This window comes from Schaalia sp. HMT-172, assembly GCF_030644365.1.
In the GTDB taxonomy this organism is placed as follows: domain Bacteria; phylum Actinomycetota; class Actinomycetes; order Actinomycetales; family Actinomycetaceae; genus Pauljensenia.
Genome location: NZ_CP130058.1, coordinates 1,872,306 through 1,888,548, shown reverse-complemented (window position 1 = coordinate 1,888,548; position 16,243 = coordinate 1,872,306). Strand labels below are relative to the sequence as shown.

12 protein-coding genes are annotated in these 16,243 nt (G+C 60.8%); 10 read left to right on the top strand and 2 right to left on the bottom strand.

What is annotated here, in order from left to right:
- Positions 1 to 70: 70 nt before the first annotated feature.
- From QU663_RS07845 to QU663_RS07835, 3 genes are all read left to right on the top strand, one after another.
- Positions 71 to 334, top strand: a complete 264-nt coding sequence (locus tag QU663_RS07845; protein ID WP_021610904.1) for a type I restriction-modification system subunit M N-terminal domain-containing protein — start codon at positions 71 to 73, stop codon at positions 332 to 334.
- Between the two features lie 62 nt (positions 335 to 396).
- Positions 397 to 2,976, top strand: a complete 2,580-nt coding sequence (locus tag QU663_RS07840; RefSeq protein ID WP_021610903.1) for an N-6 DNA methylase — start codon at positions 397 to 399, stop codon at positions 2,974 to 2,976.
- Between the two features lie 123 nt (positions 2,977 to 3,099).
- A complete protein-coding gene (locus QU663_RS07835) occupies positions 3,100 to 4,335 on the top strand; it encodes a type I restriction endonuclease subunit R (protein ID WP_021610902.1) in 1,236 nt (411 codons plus the stop codon).
- A 63-nt stretch (positions 4,336 to 4,398) separates the two neighbouring features.
- On the opposite strand, the gene QU663_RS07830 is transcribed toward QU663_RS07835, so the two are convergent.
- Positions 4,399 to 5,601, bottom strand: a complete 1,203-nt coding sequence (locus QU663_RS07830; RefSeq protein ID WP_304990544.1) for a DNA recombination protein RmuC — start codon at positions 5,599 to 5,601, stop codon at positions 4,399 to 4,401.
- A gap of 136 nt (positions 5,602 to 5,737) precedes the next feature.
- Between QU663_RS07830 and QU663_RS07825 the strand changes: the two genes are divergently transcribed.
- From QU663_RS07825 to QU663_RS07805, 5 genes are all read left to right on the top strand, one after another.
- Positions 5,738 to 8,317, top strand: coding sequence for an AAA domain-containing protein (locus QU663_RS07825; protein WP_021610943.1), 2,580 nt, complete (start codon positions 5,738 to 5,740; stop codon positions 8,315 to 8,317).
- Positions 8,318 to 8,579: 262 nt separating this feature from the next.
- The gene (locus QU663_RS07820) at positions 8,580 to 9,473 is read left to right on the top strand and encodes a DUF6318 family protein (RefSeq protein WP_304990543.1); all 894 of its coding nucleotides are present in this window, start codon (positions 8,580 to 8,582) and stop codon (positions 9,471 to 9,473) included.
- Between the two features lie 319 nt (positions 9,474 to 9,792).
- Positions 9,793 to 10,419, top strand: coding sequence for a hypothetical protein (locus QU663_RS07815; protein WP_304990705.1), 627 nt, complete (start codon positions 9,793 to 9,795; stop codon positions 10,417 to 10,419).
- A gap of 30 nt (positions 10,420 to 10,449) precedes the next feature.
- Positions 10,450 to 11,340 (top strand): DUF6318 family protein, encoded by an 891-nt coding sequence (locus tag QU663_RS07810; RefSeq protein WP_304990542.1) that lies wholly within the window; start codon positions 10,450 to 10,452, stop codon positions 11,338 to 11,340.
- A 313-nt stretch (positions 11,341 to 11,653) separates the two neighbouring features.
- Positions 11,654 to 12,274, top strand: a complete 621-nt coding sequence (locus QU663_RS07805; protein ID WP_370465109.1) for a hypothetical protein — start codon at positions 11,654 to 11,656, stop codon at positions 12,272 to 12,274.
- A 126-nt stretch (positions 12,275 to 12,400) separates the two neighbouring features.
- Here the strand turns inward: QU663_RS07805 and QU663_RS07800 are convergent, their stop codons facing one another.
- Positions 12,401 to 13,273, bottom strand: a complete 873-nt coding sequence (locus QU663_RS07800; protein WP_021612284.1) for an EamA family transporter — start codon at positions 13,271 to 13,273, stop codon at positions 12,401 to 12,403.
- A gap of 179 nt (positions 13,274 to 13,452) precedes the next feature.
- Here QU663_RS07800 and QU663_RS07795 point away from each other — a divergent pair, with 179 nt between their 5' ends.
- Together QU663_RS07795 and QU663_RS07790 are read left to right on the top strand one after the other, a co-directional pair.
- Positions 13,453 to 14,478: an EcsC family protein gene (locus QU663_RS07795; RefSeq protein ID WP_021612283.1), complete on the top strand. Its 1,026-nt coding sequence runs from the start codon at positions 13,453 to 13,455 to the stop codon at positions 14,476 to 14,478.
- 149 nt (positions 14,479 to 14,627) lie between these two features.
- Entirely contained in the window at positions 14,628 to 16,115 is a 1,488-nt protein-coding gene (locus QU663_RS07790) for an alpha-amylase (RefSeq protein ID WP_021612282.1), read from the top strand.
- Positions 16,116 to 16,243 lie beyond the last annotated feature (128 nt).

Sequence of the window (16,243 nt, the reverse complement as noted above, 5' to 3'; positions counted from 1 at the left end):
CCAGCGGGCGGGACGTCCTCATTTTTCGTTGTAATAGCAGTAGTCGCAGGCGCGGGGGAGCAAGACAGTCATGGCAAACGAGGCATCGCGCGCGGCGGCATCCACCACCGCCCGGATCGTGTGGGACACGGCTGACAAGTACCTGCGTAACGTCGTCGAACCCCAGGAGTACGGCGACTACATCCTGCCGTTCACGGTCCTGCGCCGCCTTGAGTGCCTGTTGGAGGACACGAAGGACGACGTCATCGAGTTCGTGAAGGCTCAGACTCCGAATGGACCTGATCACCGCTTCTCAACACGTCTCACCCCACACCCGACTATGAAGAACAGGTAATATCACCGTTGAATGCATATCCTGAGAGCGGGCATGGGCCAGCTGAAAACGAAAGGTAGACCATGGCAAATAAGATACCTCAGTCGGTGGAACCAAATGTAGCAGACAAAGTGAACGGCTGGTTAAAGTCTTACGGCGTAGATTATAAACTTGAGCAAGAACCTTTAAATCACGAAATTGATGCAGCACTGGATGAGTATTATTCGAAACGAGGGGGAGCGGGCGGGAATCGGCCGGACGCGAAGGCGTTGATTCAAGACGCGCGTAATGAGTACTGGCCCATCCTAATTGAGTATAAAGGATACAAAAACAAACTTGAAAAGCTAGACCCAAAAGGTCACATTGAAAATCGCAAGAAAGACAATACTCCACACTTTGCAAACATTAATGGATACGCAGCAAATGGGGCTGTCCACTATGCGAACGCATTATTGCACTATACCGCATATTCAAACATCATTGCAATTGGTGTTACCGGATACAAAGATAATGGTAACTTAAAGTTGGAGATCGCTGTATACCTGGTCTCGAAAAGCAATTTTGGCGTTGGGCAAAGATTGGGGAAATACAGCGATCTATCTTTCCTAAAGCAGACTCGATTTGATGAGTTTACTGAATATGTTCACAATCAGCAGCTAAGCCCTTCCGAAATCGATAACATTAGGGCTCAAAGGGAACGTGAAATCGATGAGAGTCTAATCAAATTGAATAACGATATATATCAAAACGAAAAAGGACTTTCCGAAAATGATCGAGTATACCTAGTCGCAGCCTCTATAATTGCAACTCTGGGCGTGCCAGGCAAGGTGGCACCACTTGAAAAGGCGGACCTAAAGTCCATCAACGAACCAGGGGGTACCGACGGCGAAATAGTCTTGCGCAAGGTTAACAGCTTTCTCATGCAAAAGGCGTTACCAACCGAAAAGCGTAAAATGATCGTGCGCACCTTGAAAAACACTCTGACCGCTGAAAATCTCAACATGGTGAATAATGGCGAAACTCAGCTCAAGCGAGTCTTTTCCAAGATCATTGACGATTTGGGCATCTACTACAAAATCGGCTTAACAACAGACTTCACCGGCAAGCTATTTAATGAGATGTACAGCTGGCTGGGATTCACTCAGGATAAGTTAAATGACGTTGTCCTAACTCCTTCGTATGTGGCAAAATTGCTGGTTAGGCTAGCTCGAGTTGATCGGAATTCATACGTCTGGGACTTCGCGACCGGTTCGGCGGGGCTACTTGTGGCGGCGATGAACGAAATGATGAACGATGCCAAGCATCGTATCGAATCACCTGATGAACTCGAGATTAAGTATGCAGAGATAAAATCTTCTCAGCTATTGGGCCTTGAGTTACTACCTAGCGTGTACATGCTGGCGGTCCTAAATATGATCATGATGGGTGACGGATCAGCGAATGTCCTCAATTCGGACTCTCTAACAAATTTTCGGGGGGACTACGAGTATGGCAACAAAGGAAAACCATTTCCAGCCACTGCTTTTGTGCTCAATCCTCCCTATTCAGCCGAAGGCAACGGCATGATCTTTGTCGAGCGCGCCCTTTCTATGATGAACAAGGGTTATGCAGCAGTTATTATTCAGAATTCAGCTGGCTCTGGGAAGGCGGCCGAGTATAATAAGAGAATTCTTAAGCAATCGAAACTTCTTGCAAGCATCAAAATGCCCGCCGACCTCTTCATCGGCAAGTCCAGTGTTCATACGCAAATTTATGTATTTCGCGTCGGCGAAGCACATGAACCTGATGATGTAGTAAAGTTTATCGATTTCTCGAACGATGGATATAAACGAACCAACCGACGTAAAGCTCGGAGTGCCGTGAATTTGCGTAACGTGGATCATGCTCCTGAAAGGTACGAGGAATTAGTAAATCTTGTGAAATTCGGTTCGAAGAAGTTATGTTATCTTACTGCACAAGACTACTTCGAAGGTGTTATCGATCCCCTCAGCGGTACCGATTGGAACCAGACCGCGCCCGCGGATATTCGGCTTACCTACAGCATGCTGGAGTCGTCCGTTGCCGATCATCTTTCATGGGAGCTATCCAGCGTACTTAAGCAAGGAGCAGGGCGCTATCCTGAATTGTGTCGACGATCAGCATTGTTGACAGAAGAATTAAGCGATTTGTCGTGGGCCTCCTTCAAGCTCGGTGATTTGTTCGATCATATAGAGCAAGGTCAGCGTCTCAAAAAAGATGATCAGATCCCCGGCGACATTCCGTTCGTCATGTCTGGCACAACGAACACGGGCGTAGTCGGCTATATTTCAAATCCACTTGTTGTTTTTCCTTCTAATTCTATAACCATTGATATTTTCGGTAATGCCTTTGTTAGAGAATACGAGTTTGGTGCCGGTGACGACACTGGAGTTTATTGGAGCGAAGGAGTTGCCTACACTCGCCGAGCTTTGATCTTCATTGCTGCATCCATTAACAGAGCTTTGCGCGGTAGGTTTTCTTTTGGAAACAAGTTGCGCAGTTCCCGGAGCTTCGACCTGCCGATCATGCTGCCCTGCAAAGAAGGCTCGCCTGATTTGGCTTCCATTGAGCGATTTATTTCCGCCATAGAATCTGAGCAGACGGGATATATCGAACAATATATTTCAGAACTCAACTCAAATTGAGGGTTATAAGGCATACCCATCGTGTTTAGTCAACTTTGCGTTGCGATGATGCTGGCTCTTCATAATTGGGGGTGTAGTTGGGGTCTGAATCCGGCTCTTCAGAGTTGAGTGTGGTTCGAGGCAATGAACTCCTACATCGACACGCAGGGCTACACAGACATTCGTCCCCTCGTCGCCTTCTCCGGCTCCCTGGAATCCGACGACGGAGAAACCGTCACCGAGGCCTCGCTCAACGGGCGCGGCGACACGGCGCGAGCGTTCCGCGAGGAGGACTACAAGGTCCTCATCGTCGCCAACAAGTTCCAGACCGGCTTCGACGAGCCGCGCCTCACGGCCATGTACGTGGACAAGAAACTATCCGGCATCGCCGCCGTCCAGACCCTCTCGCGCCTCAACCGCACCTACCCCGGCAAGACCGCGCCCATGGTCGTGGACTTCCAGAACACGCCGGCCAGCATCGAGGACGACTTCAGGATGTACTATTCGGACGCGCACGTGGCCGGGGAAGTCGACCCGAACTCGCTCATCACGATCGCCGAACGCCTGGACACTGCCGGCATCTATACGATGGTGGAGATGGAAGCGGTCGCCGACGCGTACCTGAGCGATGCCGGCGGTGAAGCCATCGCGCGGGCCCTGGGGCCCATCAAGGAGCGGTGGCAGGCCGCGTGGAAGTGCGCGCGTCTGGGCAAGGACAACGAACTCAAGGATTCCCTGCGTAGCTTCCGCGCGGACACGATCAGCTACCGCAACGCCTGGCAGTTCCTCAGCCAAATCGTCGACTACCAGGACCCGGACCTGCACAAGCGCGCCATCGTGGCCACCCTCCTGTCGCGCAACCTGCACATGGACGGCAACCAGTACGACGACTCCTACCTTGAGGGCGTGCAGCTCTCCGGCGTGCAGCTCGTCCCCTCCGCCATCAACGAGGATCACTCCCTGAGCGAGGGCAGCGTCGAGCCGATGGTGCTTCCCGGCTTCGACGGCGAGTTCCGCGGCGGGCAGACTCCGACGAAGGGCCCCCTCGCGGAGGTTATCGATCGCGTTAACGACATGTTCCGGGCCCGGAACGTCGACGTGACCGAGGGCAGTGTCGCCGGGTTCATCACCACCTTCTGGGGTTTCCTGGATGAGAACGAGGCCGCGCAGGCCATGGCGAAGAAGAACAGCCCGAGCCAGCTCAAAGCATCCGCTGACTTCAAGAACGCCGTCGGCGTCGCCATGGTTCGCACCTGCCAGGAAAACCAGGAGATTCAGTCGTACATGACGGATCAGTCCTTCCTGGATAGGATCGTCGAGATCACGGCGGATGCGCTCCAGGCCCACTACAGTCGCGGCGGCGAGGGTACCGAGGCGTAGCCGGATGCCCGGCGTCCCCTCGCCCCGCGGGTGTTGAAGCGCCGCGGGGCCGGTGTCGCCGTCTCACCTCCCCGTCAGCTCCGGCTTCGTGAAGGCGCGGACCTGGGCGGCGTCCGGGTCGATGTCGGTGGCCGTCATGGGTTTCTTGGAGGCGGACTCGAGGGCGGTGACGGCGCGGGCTCGCGACAGGAGCCGAGTCTCCATCGAGGACACGGCCTTGTTGTAGAAGTCGACGCTCTTGGCCAGGTTCTTGCCCAGGTTGTCCATGTGGCCGGCGACGACGCCGAGCCGCTCGTACAGGTCGCGGCCCAAGGCGATGACCTGGTCAGCCTGCTCGTTAATCGTCGTGCGTGCCCACGCCGTGGCGCACGTGCGAGCCACCGCCAGCAGGGTGACGGGGGAACACAGGGCCACGCCGCGCGCCATCGCATCATCGAGGAGTGCGGCGTCCGAGCGCAGCGCGGCGCTCAGCGCCGCCTCCGACGGGACGAAGAGGATCACCAGCTCGGGTGAGGAGCCGAGAGCGCGCGCGTAGTCGCGCGACGCGAGCGCCTCCACGTGAGAACGCAAGGCCTTCGCGTGCGCGGCGAGCTCCGTTCGGCGCCGAGCCTCCGCTTCCTCCCCGCTGTCCTCGATGCCGCAGGCCCGCAGGTACGCGTCCATGGGGGCTTTCGCGTCGAGGGCGAGGAATCCCTGGCCCGGCAGGTGAATCGTCACGTCGGGGCGCCCGCGGTCAGTCGATGCGCTGCCCGCGCCCAGGCCTCGTCCCTGAGTGAGTGACGCGATCGAGCGCTGTTCCGCGAAGTCGACGTGCGCCATCATGCCGGAGGCCTCGAGGATGCGGGCGAGCTCGACCTCGCCCCACGTGCCGCGCGCGCTACGCGAGCGCAGGGCGCCCTCCAGGGAGGCGGCCGTGCGGGCCAGGTCCGCCTCACGCTGCGCGGCGTCGCGCAGCTGTTCGGCGAGGGCCCCGTGCTGGCGTGCCCGCGTCTGTTCCATCTGGTCGACGCGCGCCGTCATCTGCTCCAGCTGCGCGCGAACCGGGGCGAGGGCCTGCAACACGGACGCATCACCGGCCGAGCGGGCGTCGGCGGATTCGACGCGATGCGACAGCTCCTCCGCGCGCGCCTGCCACCGTGCGGCCTCCGCGCGCAACGCGCCCACGTCCTCGCCCGGCTGCGAGGCGCGGCGCGCCACCGCCCCCACGTACCCGAGCGCAGCGCCCACGACCAGTCCAACCAGGAGAAAAACAAGTGATATACCCATAGCGCCACGATACGAGGGGCCATGCACATCTGCGTCCAGCGGGCGGTCCGGGTGGGTGTCCAACAACCTACCGCTAGTCAGATAAGTCGATTATGCTGAGCGTCAAACACGTGTGGAGGGTCGCAAAGGAGCTGACGTGAGCGCAGAACCAACACAAGAGGAGCGCGAGCGGGCCAAGGCGCTCTTCGACTACATCTGTACCGAAGTCTTCTCGGCGGCGGAGCGTCAGGGAGCATTGCGCGCCGAGCCTGGGGCGCCGAAGCCCTGGAAGGGACATGACGTCTCGATCGTGTACGCGAGCCTGGCCAACGTGTGGGAAAACATCACATCCGTGCCGCAAGGCTCCGCCCTCGAAGCCTTCCTCGTCGGCAGGTCGAGCGCCGACACCGGCGCAAGCGACGCTGTCGTGATGCCCTTCCACTCCAACCTCGATCAACGCAACGCCATACGCGCCGCGCTCACTCACCAGATCTCGATCATCGACGGGCCTCCCGGCACCGGAAAAACGCAGACGATCCTCAACCTGATCGCCACGTTGGTCGCGCAGGGAAAGACCGTCGGCGTCGTCGCGTCGGCAAATTCGGCCGTCGAGAACGTCGTGAAGAAGCTCTCAGATGAAGGGTATGGGTTCCTCATCGCGAACCTCGGGAGCGCCCCGCGCGTCCGAAAGTTCCACAGCAGACAGGATGAGCTCATCCAGCAACGGAAACAATGGTGTGACAACACGGGGCGTGTAACCGCTGGGTTAGTGATTGCGGATGAGCTAGAGACACTCCGCGAGGAGGAAGAACGCCTCGTAGACCTGTGGAAGACCAGCAGGGATCTGCCGATCGTGCGCGCCCAGCTGGACAACATCCGGCACGAAAGAAAACTGTTTGAAGAAAAAGTGAAGGAGAGTCGCCGCTCCCTGCCAGACATGGGGAACCTGCCCATCGCGAGCGCCCCCTCCGAGACTATCGCTGAGCTTGTCGCAGCCGCTCGCTTCGCGCCGAGGCCGTCATGGAGTATCGGTGGTCTCATTGAGCGCGTGCGCCGCTACCGCACCTTCGGCCCCCTCAAAGGCCTGGACCTGAGGGATGTCGACGTTCAGTCAGCCATCCAGATGCTGTTCTATCGGGCGCGCGAGGCGGAACTCGCGCAGGCCGTCGACATCGCGACGCAGCGCGTCGAAGACAGCGGAGTAGATGATGCGAGTGCAGCGTATCGGCGTCGGTCGAGGAGCATCTTCGATGCGATCCTCGCCCGGCGATTCTGCCAAGCAGGCGCTGTGGTACCCGACCTGGGCGGACAGATACATACCAAAACGCAAGCGCTTCTCTCTGCCTACCCGATCGTGGCGTCGTCGTGCTACTCGATCGGAAATAACCTGGGTAGGGACCCTCTCCTGGATTGGGTGATCGTCGACGAGGCCTCGCAAGTGCTGCTGCCGCCGGGTTTGGCGGCGCTGAGTGTCGCACGCAATGCTGTCATCGTCGGCGATACGAAGCAGCTTAGCCCGATTTTCGCCGGCTGGTGCGAGAGCGAGTCTGATCCGCCCGATGCGCGCGTCGACGTCCGCTCGCTGTCGCTGTTGGAGTCAGCTAAAGAGATGGAACCAGATTCGGGCGTCGTGAGCACGCTCCTGAAGGAGCATTACCGCTGCCATCCGGCCATTATCGAGTTCTGTAATCGCATGTATTACGACGGCCAGCTCATTCCCATGCGCTCGGCTGATGAGGGGGCGCCTAGCCCCTTCAAGATTGTTCATGCCGCTCCCGGGAATCATGCGCGCCGCCTGGAAGAGGGAGGGAGCTACTCTCAGCGCGAGATCGACATCATTGCCCGCATCATCACGCAGCTGGAAGACATGAAGCTTATTCGTAAGGGAATTCAGCCCGAGGACAAGGACGGGGTTGGTGATTTCCTCCTGGGGATTGTGACGCCCTTCCGCGTGCAGGCACAGAGCGCGGGCGAGCAAGTTCTCCACGATGTTGGGGAGGGGAGCAGCGATCGATGGATGTCGGCGACTGTTCATAAGTTCCAGGGCCGTGACGCGGAAACGATCATTTTGTCGACGGTCTTGAATTCGACCGATAAGTCCGCTGGCTTTAGTTTCTACGATGCGGACGCCATGACGAATGTGAGCGTGTCCCGAGCGAAGGATCGCTTGATTGTCGTGACGGCTCACAATGGTGTTCCGCATAGTAAGAATGTCAGTGCCCTCCTTGACTATATTAAGATGTACGACCCGCGTGTTTCTGTTGAATCGGATATTGTGTCAATCTTCGATGTCCTCTACAGCGCCTACAGTGCGTCCCTTGAGCGGTATTCGCGCGCGAAGTGGTCGAATTGGAAACGGACTCCGGCCGAGAATGTTGCGGACCTGTGTCTGCGGGAGGTCCTGGCCGATCGGAAGTATTCGTCATTCGGGTATTACACGGAGGTCCCTCTTCGGGAGGCGTTGCCACATACGCGCTTCCTGAACGAGGAACAGCGTGACTTCGTGTTCACGGACAGTGCCCTCGACTTCGGGGTCTACTCGCGAGTGACCGGGCGCATTGTCCTCGCCATCGAGGTCGACGGCTGGGAATACCACGGCAACAACAAGGAGCAGCAGCAGCGCGACGCCCGCAAGGACTCAATCATGGCCGCGTATGGCGTGCCGGTCCTGCGTCTGGCGACGAACGAATCGGGGGAGGAACGCAGGATCAAGGAGGAGTTAGACAAGCTTCTCTGAGGACACCGCGCCACCGTGGCGCCCTCCGTAACGGTCGCCTTCCCGCGGCGTTGTCGGTGCGGCGTTCGTGTTTGACGAGGTCGTGGCTGGCTTGTGCGGGTGCGTGCACGTTCGTCCCCTCTGGGCGGGAGGATGTGCGTTGGTGGTTACCGTGCATTCTTGGTGTATTTGCGTGTGACGGCGCGTAGTCTGGTGGGTGAAGGGCGCGTCGCCGATGGCGGGGGCGCGCGTGAGGACACCTCATCGTGGAGGTTGATAGATCATGATGGTTCCGCCGTTGTCTGAGCGTCCCGTGACCGAGGAGGACGAGGAGCAATTCCGCCGCGAAACGGCGCCGCGTAAGTACACGCTGCGCCGGCGGTGGGCTGATTATCGTGCCGAGGTCAAAGCGCGGCGCCCTAAGGGTGCGCGGGCCCGCGCCCGGGCGTGGCTGCACGTGGAGCCCTTATATTGGGGGATGCGCGTCGTCTACGTTGTTCTCTTCGCGGGTGCGGTATTGTCCGTGTACGTTAACGGGGTTGCCAACGGGTGGTGGCCCGCGTGGGGTGAGAGGCCCACCGTGGCAGCCACGACCACGCCGCCCGTAAACCCCACACCCACCCCATCCCCGTCGGCTACCGGCGAGGCCGCGATGTCGGGCGGCTATCAAATCGGCCCCGACGGCGTCCTGGTCCGCCCCGCCGAACACGCAGCATCCACCTACACCAAACCCGAGCTGCCAGAGGAAGCCAAAGAGCACACAGAACGTGGGGCCGAGCTCGCCGCGGAGTACGTCATCGACACGATTACCTACGCGTGGAACACGGGAGACACACGACCATTTGAAGACATCACAGAGCCCGGAAAAGAAGTTCGAGAAACATACATTCACAACGTCAACGAACTCTATTCCCACGGCTGGATGTACGACAGCAGCTCTACGGTGACGAGGATCCTGCACGTCGCTCCGGTAGACACGGAAGAGCATCCGAAAGTCGAGCCTGACACAATTCTAGTCATCTTTGATATTGAGTCGAGCAATGGAACTGCTTGCGTGGATCAAAAAATTATTGTCAGCGAAGGTACGTACCCATCAAGAATATTCCTACATATGACATGGAAGAATGGGCGTTGGATCGATACAGGGACAGGAGTTACTGATGACGCTCAAAGCTAGTATTGCATTTTCATGCTTAGTCACGATAGCTCTCACGTGCGCGTGCCCACATAACGCCCAGGCAATTACAAATCCGGTGCCGACAAGTGCTACGAATCGTTGCTCTGACTCCGATAACTCAACGTGGAGTTTCTGTTCAAGAGGAGTTGATGACAGCGTAGATACAACTATGCAATATCGCAACAATCAGCAATCTTCGGGACAGGATGGAGATTCTACTCCCTCGTCTGTAAATTCTCAGCGTTCGCTGCAAACGGCGGAGGGTAGTGCGTCGCCTGATGCTCAGGGGGCTGGTGTGGGGCAGGTGTGTGATGGCATGATGCACATGTATGAGAAGCCTGACGGGAGCACCGAGGAGGTCGCGTGCCTGTATTTCTCTGCTGCTCATCCGGCAGGGTCCAGACCGACGCTGCCCACCACCCGGGAAATCCTCTACTACGCTGCCACCACGATCCACGCCGACGGAGCCGGCATCAATAAACAACCACCCACGGTGTCGTACACGAACAGGTTTGTGCCCACCATCGTCTCGGTGACGAGCCCGACCCAGACTCACGTCATCAATCTGCTGGGCCGCGACATCACGATCACGCTGACGGCAACGAACTACGAGTACTCCTGGGGTGATGGGACCCCCAACACGGTGACTACCTCGCCGGGCCTGGCATGGGAGAAGGGAATCGATCCGAACAAGGACCCGCGCTTGATCCGCCACTACTACACGCCCCCGCAGGGGTGGCGTTCTGGGTTCGATGGGCCCTACCCGCATGAGAACCGCGAGATCACGCTGAGGACCACGTGGAGCGGGACGGCCACGAACCCTTTCACCGGGGAGACCCAGACGATCAACGGCCTGGTCACCACCACCGAAACGACCGGCCCCTTCCCGCTGTCTCACCTGGTCATTAACAACACCGACACCTGGGAAGAAAAACAAGGCCACTAACCGGGAAACCGCGAGAGAGGTAGATGCATCATGATGGTTCCGCCGTTGTCTGAGCGTCCCGTGACCGAGGAGGACGAGGAGCGCTTCCGCCGCGAAACGGCGCCGCGTAAGTACACGCTGCGCCGGCGGTGGGCTGATTATCGTGCCGAGGTCAAAGCGCGGCGCCCTAAGGGTGCGCGGGCCCGCGCCCGGGCGTGGCTGCACGTGGAGCCCTTCTATTGGGGGATGCGCGTCGTCTACGTTGTTCTCTTCGCGGGTGCGGTCTTGTCCGTGTACGTCAACGGGGTCGCCGAGGGCTGGTGGCCCGCGTGGGGTGAGAGGCCCACCGTGGCAGCCACGACCACGCCACCCATCTACCCGGAGCCCACTGCTTCCGCCACGGCCTCGGGCGAGGCTGCGATGTCGGGCGGCTACCAGATCGGCCCAGACGGCGTCCTGGTCCGCCCCGCCGAGCACGCCGCGTCCACCTACACCAAACCAGAGCTGCCAGAGGAGGCCAAGGAGAATACCGAACGAGGGGCCGAACTCGCCGCGGAGTATTATCACGCACTGATGGGATACACCTGGAACACGGGTGACACGTTAGCGCTGTTGGGTGTTTCGGATCCCAACTCGACTTTCGCGACCTCTTACGCCGATGACGTTTCCAAAATCTACTCGAATGGTTGGGCTTATGGGAGTATGTCAGAAATTACTCGCATCGTTCGTGTTGAGCCCATACCTGAGAACGGTGACGATGTGCGCCCAAATACAATCGCAGTCACTTTTCAGATCTCCTCAAAGACTGGGATTGTTTGCCAAGGTCAGAAGATAGTGAAGAGAGATCGAGAGTATCAGTCGCTACTAACGCTGTATATGACATGGGAAGATGATCACTGGATTGAAACTCAAGGAAGCTTGATTGATCATGCTGGCAAATAAGTTAATTCATGCTGGGTTCACTAGCCTCCTATTTCTCTGTATAGTAGTGAATGCGTCTTCTGTCGCTCATGCGCTATCTGCCGATGAACCACCGGATCCATATATGCAACGTTCCGATGCCTCCGGACGATCAGTGACTACTTATGCGCTGTCGATCGAACAGCAGTTAGACAATGTGCTTAAGCAAGCTACAGGAACGACGGATCCCACGTCGTCTGTGAATTCTCAGCGTTCGCTGCAAACGGCGGAGGGGAGTGCGTCGTCTGATGCTCAGGGGGCTGGTGTGGGGCAGGTGTGTGATGGCATGATGCACATGTATGAGAAGCCTGACGGGAGCACCGAGGAGGTCGCGTGCCTGTATTTCTCTGCTGCTCATCCGGCGGGTGGCAAGCTGGCGCTGCCCACCACCCAGGAAATCCTCTACTACGCTGCTACCACGATCCATGCCGACGGAGCCGGCATCAATAAACAACCACCCACGGTGTCGTACACGAACAGGTTTGTACCCACCATTGTCTCGGTGACGAGCCCGACCCAGACTCACGTCATCAACCTGCTAGGCCGCGACATCACGATCACGCTCACGGCAACGAACTACGAGTACTCCTGGGGTGATGGCACCCCCAACACGGTGACCACCTCCCCGGGCCTGGCATGGGAGAAGGGAATCGATCCGAACAAGGACCCGCGCTTGATTCGCCACTACTACACGCCCCCGCAAGGCTGGCGTTCTGGGTTCGATGGGCCCTACCCTCACGAGAACCGAGAGATCACGCTGAGGACCACGTGGAGCGGGACGGCCACGAACCCTTTCACCGGGGAGACCCAGACGATCAACGGCCTGGTCACCACCACCGAAACAACCGGTCCCTTCCCCCTGTCCCACCTGGTCATTAACAACACCGACACCTGGGAAGAAAAACAAGGCCACTAGCCAGGCAGACACGCCACCACGGCCTGTCCGGCCAACCATCCCGCGTGAAACACGCGTGAAACAGGTGAAGGGCCTGACGCCGACACTGAGTAATGAGCTGCCGCGCGCTGCCGGCACCAGCCGGCCCTACGCCACCACCATGGCGGCCGTTCCCGCGCACATGAACGCCAGGCCAGACAGGTAGCGACGCGTGAAACGCTCGTGAAACGCCACGGCTGACACGGCAACCGTCACGAGGATCGACAGCTTATCAATGGGCACCACCACCGAGGCGGGCCCGTCTTTCAGCGCGCGATAGTACGCCAACCAAGACGCGCACGTCGCCGCCCCCGACGCGACGATGAACGCCAGCTCGCGGCCAGGAATCGACCGAACCTCGCCCAGGCGCCCCTGCGCGGCCACGACCACCCACGCCATCGCCAGGACCACCAGCGTGCGCACCGCCGTCCCCAGCGTCGGATCAACCCCCGAAATCCCGACCTTTCCGAGAATCGACGTGAGCGCCGCGAACAGAGCGGACGCGAGCGCGTACACCAGCCAGCTGCCACCCCCGCGCAGCGCACGAGGCAGGCCCGACAGGTCGGAAGGCTCGACCATGAGGAGCGTTCCCACCGTGATTGCCACGATCCCGGCCGCCCCCCACGCGCTCACCGGCTCGCCCAGCAGGACCAGCGCCAGGACGATCGCAAGCACCGTCGACAGCTTGTCGATCGGTGCCACGCGGGATACGTCGCCCCGCGCCAGCGCCGCGAAGTAGCACAACCACGAGGCGCCGGTCGCCATCCCGGACAACACCAAGAAAACCAGTGAACGCCCATCAATGACAGCGACACCGGAAACCGTGCCGGTCAGCGCCGCCATGCCCCACGCCCCCGCGACCACCACAACCGTGCGCAGCGCCGTCGCGACCGTCGAGTTCGTCGATGCGACGCCCGCCTTCGCCAGGACGGCAGTCAGCCCCGCGAACAGGGCTGACAAGCAGGCAGCGATAATCCACATGCCCCTACTGTACGTCCTGACACGCCCGAGGCCGGGGTGCGGCCACGCGCACCCGCCGCACCCGTGCCGCCCGAGGACGCCCCGGCCTCGTGCCACAACCCGACTGAAGCCCCACGCGCGATAGAGTGAGCCCGTAAGCATGCGCGCTGCCGGTGCGCGCACAGACGTGGAGGAACACGATGCGTAACAAAAAGGAAGACCTCGGTGGGGGCGACGAACTGCGCGGCCTCACCCCCGCGCAAGAGGCCGAGGCCGAGCACCGCGGACTAGACTTCCTCACCAAGATCGTTCGCCTCCCGGGCGTGCGCATCCGCCGCGACGAGTTCTTGCGCCAAGAACTCGCCAAGGTTCACGCAGGCCACGACATCATCGCGCGCTCCCTCGACACCAACCCCGCGGCGGCGGGCGTCCCCCTGGCGGTGCTCGACGGCCTTGCGGAAGAGGCAATCTCCTACGAAACCAACAAGTCGGCCGCCATCTCCTTCGCGGCGGGCATCCCCGGCGGCTTCGCGATGGTCGCCGCGATCCCCGCAGATCTGACGCAGTACTACGCGCACGCGCTGCGGATCATGCAAAAACTCGCCTACCTGTACGGGTGGCACGACCTCGTCGCCGACGCGGACCAGACCGACGACGACACGATCGGCGTCCTCGCCGTCTTCTTCGGCGTCATGCTCGGCCTCGGCGGCGCCGCCCAGTCGCTGACGGCTTTTGCGCGCCTGGTGGCCACCACCGCCTACCAGAACCACGTCACCAAGAAAGCCCTCATGGGCATCACCTGGTACCCGGTCGTCAAATACTCCCTGCGCGTCATCGGCATCAACATCACGAAGAGCACCTTCACCAAGAGCGTCTCGAAAGTCGTCCCCATCATCGGCGGCTTCGTGTCGAGCGGCCTGACCTTCATGGCACTTCAAGCCCAGTCCTCCCGCCTCAAGGCGCACCTGCGTGAGCTCCCGCCCCGCGGCATCGACGCCGATGCCTGGGCTCGCCACGTCAACGACACGACCCCGGCGCGCGGCAACCAGGTCAGCGCCGACGGAATCCAAGAAACCATGAAAGGCAAAGCGCGGATTGTCATGGTCGGCGCGAAGAGCGCCGCCTCAGGCGTCGTCACCGGGGCCTCGAGCGCCGCCTCCGGCATCTCGAGCGCCGCCTCCGGCATCTCGAGCGGCGTGAAACAGCGCTTCCGAAAGCACAAATAGGCCCCCACACGCGAGGCCGTGGCCGGCACCCGTCCGTCCGCGCCCTCCGCGCCCTCCGCGCAGGGCGGCCACGGCCTCGTCCCGGGCGTGTTTAACGCGCCACTGTTTCACCTTCCCGCCCGCGCACCCGAGGGCAAACCTGCCACCATATGCGGGTGAGTGAGACGAAGACACCAGCCCTGCTCTCCTCGACGCAAGAGGCTGGACCCCTGATCCTCCAGGCCTTCGCCTGGGATATGACCGCGGATGCGAGCCACTGGCGCTACCTCGCCGAGAACGCCCAATCGATTGCGGACCTGGGCGTCACCATTATCTGGCTGCCGCCCGCCTACAAGGGGCACGGCGGCGTCAAGGACGTCGGCTACGGCGTCTACGACCTGTACGACCTGGGCGAATTCGACCAGAAGGGGTCCGTGCCCACGAAGTACGGGACGAAGGACGAATACCTGGCCGCCATCGACGCCCTGCACGAGGCGGGCATCGCCGTGTGCGCCGACATCGTCCTCAACCACCGCATGGGCGCGGACGCCTCCGAGACCGTGCGAGCTACCCCGATCAACCCCCATAACCGTCATGAGGCCATCGGCGAACCCGAGATGATCGAGGCCTGGACCCGATTCACCTTCCCGGGTCGAGCGGGAGCCTACTCCGACTTCACATGGGACTGGACGTGCTTCCACGGCATCGACTGGGACGCGGCGACGGGGCGCAAGGGCCTATGGCTCTTCGAAGGAAAGCACTGGAACGAGTCCGTCAACACCGAGTTCGGCAACTTCGACTACCTCATGGGCTGCGACGTGCACGTCACCGACCCGCGCGTCAGCGACGAGCTGGACCGCTGGGGCCGCTGGTACGTCGAGACGACCGGCGTGGACGCGCTGCGCCTGGACGCCGTCAAGCACGTCGGCTCCGACTTCTACGCGCGCTGGCTCGAAGACCTGCGCACCTCCACGGGCCGCCTCCTGCCCGCTGTCGGCGAGTACTGGAGCGGCGACGTGCGCGAACTCGAGGCCTACCTGCGGGAGGTCCCCAACGCCATGCTCTTCGACGTGCCCCTGCACTACCACCTCCACCAGGCCTCGGTCTCCGACGGAAACGTCGACCTGTCGCGCCTGTGGGAGGGCACGCTGACGGCGTCGATCCCCGAACTGTCCGTCACCTTCGTCGAAAACCACGACACGCAGCCCGGACAGTCCCTGGCCTCCACGGTCGCCTCCTGGTTCAAGGCCGCCGCCTACGCGCTCATTCTCCTCAACGAGGCCGGGGTGCCCTGCGTCTTCTGGGGGGACCTCCTGGGGACCCCCGAGACCGGCGACCTGCCCGCCGTGCGTGAGCTCCCCATCCTCATGAGTGTGCGCTTCCGCGCCGCGATCGGCCCCCAGCGCAACGCCTTCGACGACCCGGACGTCGTCGGTTTCGCCCGCGAAGGCAGGGCGGACGTGCCCGGCACGGGCTGCGCCGTCATCCTATCCGACCGCCGCGCCGCCGAGAAAACCCTGTCCGTGGGCGCCCACCACGCGGGCGAGGAATGGGAGTGCCTCATCGGCGGCCACCCGCCCGTGCGCGTCGCCGACGATGGGACGCTGACGGGCCTCGTCAGCGACGGCGGACTGAGCGTCTACGTGCCGCGCATCTGACCCGGAGCGGGCCCCGGCCTCGTCCCCTCGGCGAGGCGGTGGCTGCCCGCGCGGAGAAGCCCCGCACTCGGGCAGGTCGGCCCCGCGTGATCGGCCCCGCGCGAGTGGCCCCCGCGCGCTCAGACGCT

Bases quoted from the DNA above. Each gene is read 5' to 3' on its own strand.
- QU663_RS07845 (WP_021610904.1), top strand. From the start codon at position 71: ATGGCAAACGAGGCATCGCGCGCGGCGGCATCCACCACCGCCCGGATC.
- QU663_RS07840 (WP_021610903.1), top strand. From the start codon at position 397: ATGGCAAATAAGATACCTCAGTCGGTGGAACCAAATGTAGCAGACAAA.
- QU663_RS07835 (WP_021610902.1), top strand. From the start codon at position 3,100: ATGAACTCCTACATCGACACGCAGGGCTACACAGACATTCGTCCCCTC.
- QU663_RS07830 (WP_304990544.1), bottom strand. From the start codon at position 5,601: ATGGGTATATCACTTGTTTTTCTCCTGGTTGGACTGGTCGTGGGCGCT.
- QU663_RS07820 (WP_304990543.1), top strand. From the start codon at position 8,580: ATGATGGTTCCGCCGTTGTCTGAGCGTCCCGTGACCGAGGAGGACGAG.
- QU663_RS07815 (WP_304990705.1), top strand. From the start codon at position 9,793: ATGCACATGTATGAGAAGCCTGACGGGAGCACCGAGGAGGTCGCGTGC.
- QU663_RS07810 (WP_304990542.1), top strand. From the start codon at position 10,450: ATGATGGTTCCGCCGTTGTCTGAGCGTCCCGTGACCGAGGAGGACGAG.
- QU663_RS07805 (WP_370465109.1), top strand. From the start codon at position 11,654: ATGTATGAGAAGCCTGACGGGAGCACCGAGGAGGTCGCGTGCCTGTAT.
- QU663_RS07800 (WP_021612284.1), bottom strand. From the start codon at position 13,273: ATGTGGATTATCGCTGCCTGCTTGTCAGCCCTGTTCGCGGGGCTGACT.
- QU663_RS07795 (WP_021612283.1), top strand. From the start codon at position 13,453: ATGCGTAACAAAAAGGAAGACCTCGGTGGGGGCGACGAACTGCGCGGC.
- QU663_RS07790 (WP_021612282.1), top strand. From the start codon at position 14,628: ATGCGGGTGAGTGAGACGAAGACACCAGCCCTGCTCTCCTCGACGCAA.